This window comes from Streptomyces sp. SD15, from assembly GCF_054462255.1.
Genome location: NZ_JBTLMO010000037.1, coordinates 74,401 through 87,514, shown reverse-complemented (window position 1 = coordinate 87,514; position 13,114 = coordinate 74,401). Strand labels below are relative to the sequence as shown.

Sequence of the window (13,114 nt, the reverse complement as noted above, 5' to 3'; positions counted from 1 at the left end):
ACGGCCTCGTCCTCAAACGCCGGACGGGCTGGGATACCTGGCGGGGGTCCAGGGGGCGCAGCGCCCCTGGCGGGGGTTTGGGGGCGGAGCCCCCAAGGACGGGACGGGTAGGGGCGGCGGGGGCGAAACACCCCCCACCCCAGCCCCGGACACACCGCAAGCCACCACCAACCAGAGAGGTTCACCCGACGTGCAGGACGAACTCATCGCACGGGCCAAGGCGTGGCTGGCCGAGGACCCCGACACGGACACCCGTGAGGAACTCGCGAGGCTCATCGACGCCAAGGACGTCACCGAGCTCGCCGCACGCTTCAGTGGCACCCTCCAGTTCGGCACCGCAGGTCTGCGCGGCGAACTCGGCGCGGGCCCGATGCGCATGAACCGCGCGGTGGTCATCCGCGCCGCCGCCGGCCTGGCCGCGTACCTGAAGAAGAAGGGCGAGACGGACGGCCTCGTCGTCATCGGCTACGACGCCCGCCACAAGTCCGCCGACTTCGCCCGCGACACGGCCGCGGTGATGACGGGCGCGGGCCTGAAGGCCGCCGTACTCCCCCGCCCCCTCCCCACCCCCGTCCTGGCCTACGCCATCAGGCACCTCGGCGCCGCCGCGGGCGTGGAGGTCACCGCCAGCCACAACCCGCCCCGCGACAACGGCTACAAGGTCTACCTCGGCGACGGCTCCCAGATCGTCCCCCCGGCCGATGCCGAGATCGCCGCGGAGATCGACGCGATCACGAGCCTCACCACCGTCCCCCGCCCGGACGACGGCTGGGAAACCCTCGACGAGGGCGTCCTGAACGCCTACCTGGCCCGCACGGACGCCGTACTCGCCCAGGACTCCCCCCGCACCGCCCGCACGGTCTACACGGCGATGCACGGCGTCGGCACGGAAACCCTGCTGGCCGCCTTCGCCCGCGCCGGCTTCCCGCAGCCCGTGCTCGTCGCCGAGCAGGCCGACCCGGACCCGGACTTCCCCACCGTCGCCTTCCCGAACCCGGAAGAGCCCGGTGCGATGGACCTCGCCTTCGCGAAGGCCCGCGAGACGAACCCGGACCTGATCATCGCCAACGACCCGGACGCCGACCGCTGCGCCGCGGCCGTCAAGGACGGCGCCGACTGGCGCATGCTCCGGGGCGACGAGGTGGGCGCGCTGCTGGCCACCCACCTGGTCCGCCGCGGGGCGCGGGGCACGTTCGCCGAGTCGATCGTCTCCTCCTCCCTCCTCGGCCGGATCGCCGAGAAGGCGGGAGTCCCGTACGAGGAGACCCTGACCGGCTTCAAGTGGATCGCCCGCGTGGAAGGCCTGCGGTACGGCTACGAGGAGGCGCTCGGTTACTGCGTCGACCCCGACGGCGTACGCGACAAGGACGGCATCACGGCGGCGCTCCTCATCGCGGAGCTGGCCTCCGAGCTGAAGGAGCAGGGCCGCACGCTCCTCGACCTGCTCGACGACATCGCCGTGGAGCACGGTCTGCACGCCACGGACCAGCTCTCCGTCCGCGTGGAGGACCTCTCGCTGATCGCGAACGCGATGCGGCGCCTGCGCGAGCAGCCCCCGACCCACCTCGCGGGCCTGCCCATCACCAGGTCCGAGGACCTGACGAAGGGCACGGACAAGCTCCCGCCGACGGACGGTCTGCGCTACACGCTGGACGGCGCCCGTGTCATCGTCCGCCCCAGCGGCACGGAGCCGAAGCTGAAGTGCTACCTGGAGGTCGTCATCCCGGTCGGCTCGCACGCCGGACCGGCCGCGGCCCACGCGAAGGCCGCCGAGCTGCTGGCGGCGATCAAGCGGGACCTGTCGGCGGCGGCCGGCATCTGACGCCGACGTCGCCCCCGGGCGCCGCCTGCCGATTCATACGGAGTTGGGCTGTCGCATGCTCCCCGGCTGCCCGCCCCGGCACCTCGCGCCCCACCATAGAACTGCTGTCCGGATGTGTTTCCGGTCCCCCCTGAAACACAATCGGCGTCAGGTGCCCCGCTGCCCCCCTTCACACCAGGCGGGATGCCGAACGGGGCCGGGCACGGTGGCTCAGTCCCTCATGAGGTAGCTGAATCCCGTGTCCGGCCCCACACACGACTGCAGGGTGAGATCGCCCCAGTAGAGCCCGGCGGCCGGGGCGCCGCGCCCCGGGGTCACGTAGCCGGCGTACACCGTGTAGGCCCAGGTGCCACGCGGGGTGGCGATGGTGACCTTCGTGCCGACGGGCAGGGTCGCGAACCGGTCGAAGCCGCAGTAGTCGTGGCCGACGAGCACGGCGGTACGCATGGTGTAGCCGTTCTCGGTGCCGAGCGCGGGCCCGGTCCACTGCACCGCGTCCCGGCAGGCGTCCACCTCGTCCTGACCACCGCGGGCGACCCGCGCGGACCAGGTGCCGATACGGATCGTGGTCTCGGTGCGTCCGGCCGCCGCCCCGGATCCGGTGCCGGTTTTCGGCGCGGAGGGCGTCGCGGGGGCTTTCGTAGGAGAGTCACGCGAGTCACGTGCAGACGTGGCGGGCGCGGGCTGGGACAGATCCGGCCCTCGTACGCGGCTGTCGCCGGTGGTGGCCGGGGCGCTCGTGGTGTCCGGCTTCGGGGTGACCGTCGCGGCAGGGCCGGACGGCGCGACGGAGTCGGGTGAGCTGCGCTCCGCGGACGGCTCGGAGGCGGACGCGGAGGCGGAGGCGGAGGCGGTAGGGGCCCGGCCCCGGGCCGCGGTGTCCCCGGCGGACTGCCCGGTGCCGGTCCCGGCACCGCCCCCGGTGAGCAGCGCGGCCAGGGCGAGTGGCGCCACCAGCGCCGCCCTCGGCCGGCGCCGCCTGCCCCCGGGTTGCCGTCCCGTCACCCGAAGCGCCCGTTCACGTAGTCCGCGGTCCGCTCGTCCTGCGGCGAGTTGAACATCGCGTCCGTGTCGCCGTGCTCGACGATCACCCCGGGTGTGCCGTGCGAGGCCAGGAAGAAGGCGCAGGAGTCGGAGACGCGGGCGGCCTGCTGCATGTTGTGGGTGACGATCACGATGGTGACCTCGGACTTGAGGTCGGCGATGGTCTCCTCGATGCGGCGGGTCGAGGTCGGGTCGAGCGCCGAGCAGGGTTCGTCCATGAGGAGCACCCGGGGGCGTACCGCCAACGACCGTGCGATGCACAGGCGTTGCTGCTGTCCGCCGGAGAGGGCGCCGCCGGGCTGACGGAGGCGGTCCTTGACCTCCTTCCACAGGCCGGCCTTGGTGAGGCACTCCTCGACCAGGTCGTCCTTGCCGTCGCGGCTGGTCTTGATGGCGTTGAGCTTCAGGCCCGCCAGGACGTTGTCGTAGAGCGACATCGCCGGGAACGGGTTCGGCTTCTGGAAGACCATGCCGATCGAGCGGCGGGCGTGGGTGATACGGCGGCCGCGGTCGTAGATGTCGTCACCGTCGAGCAGTACGCGTCCCGCGAGCGAGGCCGAGCCGATCAGCTCGTGCATGCGGTTGAGGATGCGCAGGAAGGTCGACTTGCCGCAGCCGGAGGGCCCGATGAGCGCGGTGACGCGACGGGCGGGCATGGTGAGCGAGACCCGGTCGAGGACCTTGTGGTCGGCGAACCAGGCGGAGATCTCGTCGGCCTGCAGTGTCGCGGGCCCCTGCCCGGGGACGACCGGCGGCTGGACGACGGTGTCGATGAGGTCGGAAGACATGGCTTGAGGTCAACTCCCGTGACGTACAAGGATGTTCTAGGGATCAAGGGATGAAGGGGCCGCTCAGAGAAGGTTGGGCAGCAGTCGGGTCAGGCCCGAGGAGACCGCGAGCCCGAGGGAGAGCAGCACCGGCACCGCGCAGATCCAGGTCTGCCAGCGGCCCCACTTCCGAAGGGTCCACACGGTCAGCAGCGCGGCGAGGAACAGCGCCTGCGACCACAGGAACACCGGCAGCCAGGCGTCGCTGTCGCCGCCGAGGGCCTCCTCCGCCGGGGTGATCCAGCCGCTGCGGATCAGCCGGGGCGGGCTGGGCTGGACGTCGGTGAGCAGCTTGGCGTCGACGCGCAGAATGCCGGAGGGGGTGTACGGGCCGCCGGTCGCGGTGATGAGCGTGAGCCGGCCCTGGCTGCCGGTGAGCGCGGCGGGGATCTCGTCGCCGGCCCGGCGGATGCCGGTGACCTCGTACACGGCCCTGCCCTGGCCGGTGGTGATCTCGACACGGCTGCCGGTGGGCAGGTCGTCCAGCTTGACGAAGGGGCTGCCGTAGCCCCACTGGCGGCCCATGATGACGGCGGTGCCGGCCTGTCCGGGCAACGGGGTGTCGCGGCGGTGGCCGGGGCCGGACATCAGTACCTCGGACGTGGTGCCCTCGGCGACGACCTCCTTCAGGCCCAGCGCCGGGATGCGCAGCAGGGCGACCGGCGCGCCGAGTGCGAGCGGCTTGTCGTCGAAGGTGCGCTGGCCCACCGGGGCGGTGCCCAGGGCGAGTTGCTCGCGCAGTTCGTCGTAGGCGATCTGCTGGTCACGGGCGTGCTGCAGATGCCCGGCGAGGGTGAGATGGGAGGCGAAGCCGAGCAGGACTGCGGCCAGCACGCACAGCGCGGCACCGGCGAGCGCGAGCCCCGGCCGGGCCGGCGGTCGCGGCTCGGCGGGCCGCGGGGACGGAGGTGCCTGGGCCGCGGGCGGGGCCGGGGGCGGTGGGGCGAGCACGGACACGGTGGGTGCGCTCCTCGGGCGTACGGGTGTGCATACGGGTGGGTGTGTGCGCGGCCGGGGGGCGGGGTCGGCGGCCCGCCCCCGGCCGTGGGCTGTGGCTAGAGGTGCTTCGGGGTGTCTCCGCCGAAGGTGAGCAGGCCCTTGCGGCGTACGTGCGTCACGAGCGCCGCGCCCGCGCACACCAGGGCGAGTCCACCGAGGCTCAGGGCGCCGACCTGGGCGCCGGTGGCGGCCATGGATCCGGTGCCGCCGGAGCCGCCGGTGCCGCCGCCCGAGGTGTCTCCACCGGTGCCGCCGCCGGAGGAGTCGCTGACACCGTCGGTCGCGCTGTCGCTGGTGGACGGGCTCGGCTCGTCGGTGGTCTCCACGCCGGTCGTGAACGCGAACTCGACGCTGTGACCGTCGGTCTTGTCCTCGGCGAGGGTCAGCACGTGGTCGCCGTCGGCGATGCCCTCGGGCACGGTGAACTCGTAGTCCGTGACGGTGCCGTCGGTGTCGGCCGTGGCGTCCTCGAAGGTCTCCTCACTGTCGGCGAGGGTGACGTCGACCGTGGAGTCGGCGCTGTAGCCGCGGGCGGTGATGTTCACCTTCTGGCCGGCGGCGAGGTCGGGGTTCGCATCGAGGGTGTTGCCGTCCTCGTCGGTGACGTCGAGGTCGGCGGGCTCGGTGGGCGAGACGGAGTCGGTGGGGGAGACCGAATCGGTCGGGGAGACGGAGTCGGTCGGGGTGACGGAGGTGGTGGGGGACGCGGAGGTGGTGGGGGACTGGCTCGGCGCGGTGATCTGGATGCTCTTGATGCTCTTGGAGCCGAGATAGGCGTCCGGATCCGCCGGAGTGAAGGTGGCGAAGTAGTAGAGAGTGCCGGAGGTGGCAGCCGCCGTGGTGGTGAACTCCGCTGTACCGTTCGCGACGTCCGCCGTGCCGAGCTCCGTAGGCGTTCCGGCGGCGGTGTCGCTGTATCCGAAGGAGACCTTGCCCGCGGCGCCCGGGGCCACGGTGGCGGTGAGCTTCAGTGAACTGTTGACGGCGGCGCTCGCGGGTCCTGACAACACGGTGGTGGTCGGCTGCGCCTGGACCAAGGACCAGTTTTCACCCGAGACTTGAATGGTTGCCGCGAACCCGGAGGTAGTGGCGGTCACTCCCCCACCACAGCCCAGGTACAGAATGTACTTCCCGTCCAGCGACCCGGTCGGCAGGTAGGCGCGCAGCTTGGTCTCCAAGCTCGGGTTCCCCGTGACAGCCGCCATCGAGACCGTGAACGGTCCCGTGATGGAGATCCCGTCGGCCGAAGAGGTCGTGGCGAGCCGTGCGCTGACAAGAACGGTCTCCGGGCTCCCCGGCTTGGCCAGCCACAGGTTCATGGCCGAGGGGATTGGTTTGTCCGGGTTCGAGGTTGCCGGGCAGGCGCCATCCGTCGTGACGGAGGTGGCGAACGGCGCGTCCTTGATACTTCCCGAGGTCGGCTGCATCGTGAACTTGCCGATCGGAGTCAACGCCTCAGCCTTGCCCGCCAACGCGAGCACCCCTGACAGGGCACCCAACAGCAGCGCGCAGCACATCAGCAGTGCCGCCGGCGATCTCCGTAGTGCTTGGCGATTCATGTGGTGTTCCCCCCACAGGGTTTCGGTTGTGTGTGGATACGCCGCTGGGCCGGGCACCCGTTGGGCGCCCGGCCGTCGTGCGGTTACGCGGTGGTGCTGATCAGCGCTCGCCCTTGAGGGTCGTGGTGCCGCAGTTGCTGATCGTGCCGAAGCCGTACGCCTCGATCGTGGCCGTGTCGGCGCAGACCTTGGAGGTCGTGCTGGAGGTGTTGACGAAGGTGGCCGCGATGGTGGCGTCGGTCAGCTTCGAGGTCGGGACGACGTTGTAGACGTCACGGCCGTAGGGGAAGGCGGTGTTGAGCGCCCCGCCGACGATCGGGGCGACACCGTTGACGTTGCCGAGGACGGTGTCACCGTGACGGTCGTTGACCACGCCGCTGGTCTGGGCGATGTACTGCGCGACGGAGTACGGCGCGATGTCGCCCGCACCCGTCAGCTCCCCACCGTTGTGCTCCTGCATGGTGCCGACGCAGGAACCGACCTGGGCCTCGCTGACGCCGATCTGGCCGAGGAAGAAGGTCCGGGTGCCGGAGTTGGCCTGCGGCAGCTTCGGCGTGAGGGTCACGCCGTTGAGCGTGCGGTGGTCCGCGGCGCACCGGTAGATGGCGGCGATGTCGGCCGTGAGCAGGTTCAGGGGGGTGGGGTCGTTCAGATCGCTGTCTTCGCGGACCGCGATGGTGACCGCGTCCCGGCCGAACGGGATCCACGTCAGGTCGGTCGTGGAGCTGTCGGCCGGCACCCGCGAGGAGCGGGCGAAGTCCAGGCAACCGGTGGTGTTGTCGACGGCGTTGCGCAGCGCGTCGATGCCCGCGGAGGAGCCGTTGGGGCGGTTGATGACGCAGCCGCTGTCACGCGTCTGGATCGTGGCGGAGCCGGTGGCGTCGTACGAGGCGATCGTTGCACCGCTGTCCACCGAATCACCCAGACCGTTCGCGACGTCCTGGGTGGTGTCGGAACCGACACCGGCGAGCACGCGGTGGCTGCCGTCCGCCGGGTCGGCGACAGCCGGAGCGGCCATGGCGCCGACACCGAGGGCAACAACGCTGACAACGGCACCGATACGTGCACGGGACTTGACGTTCACTACTGTTCTCCTCCGTCAAAACGGATTGCGAGGAATGGACGGTCAAGCAGAATCCGGATTTTGTTGCCGCCGACCCGTCGGCCGACCGCTGGAAACAATTCCGCACACCGGATCACTACGACCACCAAATCCAGCCGCCCATTGAGTTAAGAACACATTTCCAAGGTGACACATAGGGAGTTCGGCGCCGGGGAGCGCTTTTCCCCGGGACGGAAACCGCCCCGGGGAGCGCCTGCACCAGCCGGTTGATTCACACGGCGTCTCCCGAGGCCGCGGCCGCCCTGCGCATGGACAGCTTCAGCAGCACGGGCCCCGCCAGAGCGGCGACACCGCCGGCCACCAGAACCCCGAGCAGCACCCACCGGATCAGGCCCAGCACCTCCGACGGTGTGAGCCCGCCCGACTGCGCCACGGTCTGCTTCTCCGGGTCGGTCGGCGCGGCGGACGGCTGCGAGGTGTCCGCGGCGTCCGGATCGGCGCCCGCCGTCGGGTCCGTACCGCCGTCGGTGCCGGAGCCCGCCGACGTTCCGCCGCCGGCCGCACCCGCAGCCGCGCCTGAACCGCCGGAACCGCCCGAACCGCCCGAGCCACCGCTCGATCCCTCATTCGCCGAGGTCGGCGTGGTGCTCGGGTCCGTGGACGACGCGACCCCGCGCTCCAACTCGTCGGCGGCCTGCTCCGCCTGGTTCCGCCAGGCCGTCGGCAGTGGCGCGTAGCCCGGGGGCAGCTCCCCTCGGGCGGTGCCCTGCGTCTGGCCCGCGTCGGCCGCGTACCGGATCAGCCGCGCGTAGTCCTGGCGGGCGTCCTTGGCCTGGTCGAGGGAGGCCGCCGCGTAGACGGGCGCGGTCAGCGGGTAGGCGCCGTCCTTCGCCTTGGCGGGGGCGGGCGCCTTCACGTCGGCCACGGACGAGGCGGGCATCAGGGCTGCGGCCTTGAGCAGCGAGTCGTTGGTCGGTTTGATGTATTCGCCGTCGGCGTTCTCCAGCGCCGCCACGTCGAGCTGGTAGCGGGAGGCCGAGGCGGCGTCGGTGACGCCGTAGGCCTTGCGCTGCCCGGCAGGCTCTGTCACCCCGACCAGCTTCGGCGGAGTGTCACCACTCGCCAGGAAGGCGCCGCTCGTATTGCCACGCCGAGTCTTGAGTGCTCCGGTGTGCATGTCCTGTACGTAGGGCCCGAGGTCCAGGACGCCGTAGGACACCGTCCCGAGGCTGGTCGACACGTCGGTCGTGGTCGGATCGGCCTTGGGGAAGTCGGTCCGGGTGGTGTCCGTCGCCAGGTCCAGTTCCTTGAAATAGGGGTTCACCTTCATGCCCCAGCGGTCGGTCGCTCCCTTCAGGAAATTCCTGGCATCGACGTCCGACTGAAGGTAGTTCCACACCATTCGGTTCACGTCGGAGTTGTCCGACGTCAGCATGATGGGAAGCGGTGCGTCGGAAATGTTGACGCCCTCGAATTCCGGATTGAGAGCAAGGAATTCCGGGTCCGCGGTGATGGACTGGGGATTTCCCGCCAAGTGCTCGGGCACCGTCATACTCGACGAGTTCATCATGCGTACGTCTCGCACATAGGACTCGGTCAGTATTTTGGCGAGCAGCCTGGGGTTCAGTTTGACGTTCTTCATTCGGCCGCCGCGTGACGGGATCTCCCAGAAGAAGCCCACGGCCAGCCCGCTGAGCGCGACGGGCGCGTGCACCACGGGGGCCGCACCGTCCGGTGTTTCGACCGGGTCGACAGTGAAGGCGAGGCCGGGCGAGGAGGTTCCCGGGTTGGTGATCTGCAACCTGGCGTAGTCCTCTCCGCTCTGTGTGAAGGTGAAGCGGTTGCTGTTGCCTTCGCAGAGCTTGGACTGCCATGAGGTGATCGCGTCGGTCACCAACTCCGAGCCGATCACGCGGCGTTCCGCCTTGTCCGCGGTGCAGTCGTCACCGACGGGAAGGAAGTCCAGGCGGAAGTCCAGCCGGAGGTTCCAGTTCGACCGGCTCAGCGCAGAGGTGCGCAGCTGACCGTCGCTGGGCCGGCTGCCGTCGGGGTCGTGCTCGCCGCGCGGAACGACGACCAGCCAACAGGGCCGTATCGCCCCGGTCGCTGTGGTGCGCGCACCACAGCCCAGATGCGGCGACTCCCGCGAGGACTTCATCTCGAAGACCGCCTCGCCTCCCCCACTGGTGTCGTTGGGGATCCAGGACATGGAGTTGGTGTCCTCGGGACCGAAGTAGGTGTGGTCGCGGGGAGAGGTGGTCGCGGCTCCTTCCACGGGCCGGAAGGGGGCCCAGGTGACCGCGGTCGGGTCCTCGCCCGCCGGCTCCGACGGGTCCGCGCCCGGAACGAATTCGCGTAGCCCCTCGAAGAACGTGCTTCCTCCGGGCTCCGACCCGAACTCGCACTGGGTCCGGTCCGGCCCCTTGTCCGGGTCGTCACCCCAGCACTGCATGATCTGCAGGAAGTTCACATGCCTCCCGTCGCCGGGCTTCCCGCCCGACCAGGTGACCTGAACCCCCTGCCCCCGCAGATTCTTCGTCTGGTGAACCGTCACCTTCAGATCGGAGAAGTCGTCGTACTCCCCCTTCGACCCGCTCTTGGTCACCGCCGAGTCATCGGCGACCGCGGCCTGCGCCTCCCCCTGAGGCAGGGGCACAACCCCCAGCACCAACGCGGCGAACAACGCCCCGACACCGGCCACAACCCGCCGGCGTCCACGAAGCACGAACCTCATGCCGCACCTCCCTTGCGGCGAGCCCGCCCAGCGAGCGCACGTGCCGCGACCGGAGGTCCGACCACCACGCCCACCAACAGCAGCGCGGACAACGCCATCAGCGCCCCGCGCAGCCCGAACGACGAGCCGTACGCGATGTTCACCGGGTTGGCCGCCACGGACGTGTCCCCGGTCGCGGCCCCGTCGCCGAGGACCTCACCGGTGTCGGGGTCGATGGCCCCGCCGGTCGTACCGCCCGCGGCGCTCTGCGCGTCGGGCGTGCCGTCACCGTCGGTGTCGGTGGTGTCGGCGGAGGAGCCGGTACCGCCCGTACCGTTCGTACCGGACGAACTCCCCGACCCCGTGCCACCGCCGGCGGCGGCACCCGCCCCGGTGCCCCCGCCCGTGGACGTGGACCCGCCGTTCGCCGACGGCTTCACCGGGGTCTCCTGCTGGGCGCCCGCCGTGCCGGTGGTGCACTGCGTGGAGCCCTTCTTGTCGCAGTCCTTGGGGTAGGGCGCGCTCTTGATCAGGGTGTTGACGCCGCCGGAGAAGGTGGGGTTGCGGCAGTCGTTGATGTCGATGGACGACGTGGGGGCGCCGGGCACCCGGCGGACCTGGTCGAAGCCCGCCTGGACCAGGTTCTTCGGCAGCGGCGAGTAGCCCAGCTCCTCGGCCTGCTGCTGCCCGTCGCACAGGAAGTAACGGGCGAAGGTGCCGAGCGAGTTGCCCTTCGCCTCCGTCATCGGGTTCTTGTCGCCACCGATCGAGGTCGGCAGGATCATGTAGCTGTAGCTGGACAGCGGATACGTACGGCGGTCGTTGTTGCGGTACACGCCGTCGAGGATCTGGGTCAGGTAGTTCGACGAGTTCTTGTCGTTGTTGATCTGCGCGCCGGTCAGGGCGACCGCCACGCTGGACGCGGTCGGCTCCACGTAGTAGTTCGACTTGTTGAGCACCTTGGCCACCGGGAAACCGGTCTTGATGGCGTACGAGTACTCGACGTACGTGATCGACCCCTCGGCCTGCGGCTGCCTGACGAAGCCGGACACACCCAGCGAGCTCGACTTGGCGATCATGGAGGAACCGGGCAGCACCGGGTAGTACGAGGTCATGCCGCAGTTGCTGCCGCGCCCGGTGCGGCCGCAGTAGTCGTTCCAGATCGAGCCCTGCTCCTTGGCGAGCCACGTGGTGAACTGCGCGGTCGTACCGGAGCCGTCGGAGCGGACGACCGGGACGATACGGCGGGCCGGGAGGTTCAGGCCGGGGTTGTCGGCCTTGATCTCGGCCGCGTTCCACTGGGTGATCGCGCCGGTGAAGATCTTGGCCAGCACCGGGCCGGACAGACGCAGGTTGGTGACCTTCTTGCCGCTGATCTTGAGGTTGTACATGAACGCCGTACCGCCGGCCACGATCGGCATGTACGCGTACCCCCGGGGCGGCGGCGCGTCGGTGACGCCCTGCTCCGTGAGGCCGTACGGAATCTCGGAGACCGCGAAGTCGACGGTGCCGTTCTTGAACTGCTCACGACCCTGCGAGGAGCCGTTGGCGGTGAAGTTGACCGTCATGCCGAGGTTGGCGGAGATGTTGCGCCGCCACTGGTCGAGCGCGTTGGAGCTCCAGGTCGAGCCGGAGCCGGTGATCTTCGCGTACGACGCCGCCTGGGCGTCGGGCGGATGGACGGCGACCAGCGCGCACAGCAGCGCCAGCACCGTCGCCCCCAGTCGGAAGGCGGTTGCGGGTCTCACGACGAACTCCTCGGTTGCGTACGGGTCTGGGTGCCGGACTGTGTGGGGGCCTGCGTACGGGCCTGCGTACGGGCCTGCGTACGGGCCTGTGTGCGGGTCTCGAAGCGACGCGCGTCACGTCGCGACGCGGTGACCCGGCGGTGTTCCTGACGGTGCGTCAACTGGCCAGGGCCGCGCCCGCCGGCGATCCGGGCCGCCACGAAGAGCAGCAGCACCAGCGCCATCAGCGTGGCGGCGGTACCGAAGCCGCGCGCGATCATGGTGGGTTCGGGCGACTTGACGAACTCGAAGGTGGCCAGCGGCAGCGAGACCATCGGGCCCGCGGTCGGATCGAGGTTCATCTCGGCCGTCATCCCCGCGGTGAGCAGCACCGGCGAGGTCTCGCCGACCCCGCGGGCCGTGCCGAGGATGACGGCGGTGGTCAGTCCGGAGCGCGCGGTGGGCAGCACCACGTGCCAGACGGTGCGCCAGCGCGAGGTGCCCATCGCGTACGCGGCCTCGCGCAGCGTGCCGGGCACCAGGCGGATGACGACGTCGGCGGCGCGGATGATGATCGGCAGCATCATCACCGACAGCGCGAGCGCGGCGGCGAACCCCGAGCGCTCCAGGCCGATGGTGAGGATCACGGTCGCGTAGATGAACAGGCCCGCGACGATCGACGGCAACGCCGTCATCGCCTCGACGATGGTGCGCACCAGGCGGGCGAAGCGGCCCGGCACCTCGTTGAGGAACACCGCGCACACCAGTCCCGTCGGCACGGTGATGACCAGCGCGATGGTGATCTGGATCAGCGTGCCGGTGATGGCGTGCAGGATGCCGCCGACGCTCAGCGGCTCCAGCGGACCCGCGAGTTTCATGTCCTGGGTGAAGAAGTTGAGGTGTGGCAGGGCTCTGCGGCCCTCCCACAGCGTGTACACCACGACGAACACCAGAATGGTGACCAGCAGCACGCCCATGGTCCTGACCATCGCGGCCGCGATCCGGTCGACCACCGCGGGCCCGTCCTCGTCGAAGGAGACGAGCAGCGCGTACAGCAGCAGGAACAGGACGTAGGCGACGACGACGAAGCCGACCGCGCCGTTGAACGGCAGCAGCCGCGCGAACATCAGCCAGGTCAGGGCGAGGGCCGCCGCGGCGGAGCCCACCATGGCGTACACGTCGGAGGCCCGCAGCTGGGTCAGCGCGCGACGGCGCTCACCCGCCGGGTCGGTGGTGCGCGCGGGTCCGGGCCGGGTCGTACGGGGTCTGCCGGGAGCCGTGGGGCTCTCGGGTGCTTCGGGCGCGACGGTCATGCTGCTGCTTCCTCCTTGCGTGCCGCGAGCGGCCGTACGAACGTCAT

The 13,114-nt window shown here is 70.5% G+C and carries 9 protein-coding genes; 1 reads left to right on the top strand and 8 read right to left on the bottom strand.

Translation table 11 applies throughout. The annotated features are described in order from the left end of the window. Positions 1–190: 190 nt before the first annotated feature. Positions 191–1,822: a phospho-sugar mutase gene (locus ACX28W_RS30730; protein WP_459003042.1), complete on the top strand. Its 1,632-nt coding sequence runs from the start codon at positions 191–193 to the stop codon at positions 1,820–1,822. Between the two features lie 210 nt (positions 1,823–2,032). On the opposite strand, the gene ACX28W_RS30725 is transcribed toward ACX28W_RS30730, so the two are convergent. The 8 genes from ACX28W_RS30725 to pstA form a co-directional block, all read right to left on the bottom strand. Next, positions 2,033–2,776 (bottom strand): sortase family protein, encoded by a 744-nt coding sequence (locus ACX28W_RS30725; protein WP_459003041.1) that lies wholly within the window; start codon positions 2,774–2,776, stop codon positions 2,033–2,035. 47 nt (positions 2,777–2,823) lie between these two features. Then, positions 2,824–3,654, bottom strand: coding sequence for a phosphate ABC transporter ATP-binding protein (locus ACX28W_RS30720; protein ID WP_459003040.1), 831 nt, complete (start codon positions 3,652–3,654; stop codon positions 2,824–2,826). 63 nt (positions 3,655–3,717) lie between these two features. Continuing rightward, positions 3,718–4,650 (bottom strand): sortase, encoded by a 933-nt coding sequence (locus ACX28W_RS30715; RefSeq protein ID WP_459003039.1) that lies wholly within the window; start codon positions 4,648–4,650, stop codon positions 3,718–3,720. A gap of 98 nt (positions 4,651–4,748) precedes the next feature. Continuing rightward, on the bottom strand, positions 4,749–6,251 hold the full coding sequence (locus tag ACX28W_RS30710; RefSeq protein ID WP_459003038.1) for a hypothetical protein: 1,503 nt from the start codon (positions 6,249–6,251) through the stop codon (positions 4,749–4,751). 100 nt (positions 6,252–6,351) lie between these two features. Further along, a complete protein-coding gene (locus tag ACX28W_RS30705) occupies positions 6,352–7,335 on the bottom strand; it encodes a substrate-binding domain-containing protein (RefSeq protein WP_459003037.1) in 984 nt (327 codons plus the stop codon). Positions 7,336–7,585: 250 nt separating this feature from the next. Next, entirely contained in the window at positions 7,586–10,048 is a 2,463-nt protein-coding gene (locus tag ACX28W_RS30700) for a hypothetical protein (protein ID WP_459003036.1), read from the bottom strand. Further along, complete coding sequence (pstS, locus tag ACX28W_RS30695) at positions 10,045–11,775, bottom strand: phosphate ABC transporter substrate-binding protein PstS (protein ID WP_459003035.1); 1,731 nt, start codon at positions 11,773–11,775, stop codon at positions 10,045–10,047. The genes ACX28W_RS30700 and pstS overlap by 4 nt, the downstream gene beginning before the upstream one ends. Further along, positions 11,772–13,067, bottom strand: a complete 1,296-nt coding sequence (pstA, locus tag ACX28W_RS30690; RefSeq protein ID WP_459003034.1) for a phosphate ABC transporter permease PstA — start codon at positions 13,065–13,067, stop codon at positions 11,772–11,774. The genes pstS and pstA overlap by 4 nt, the downstream gene beginning before the upstream one ends. Positions 13,068–13,114: the final 47 nt, after the last annotated feature.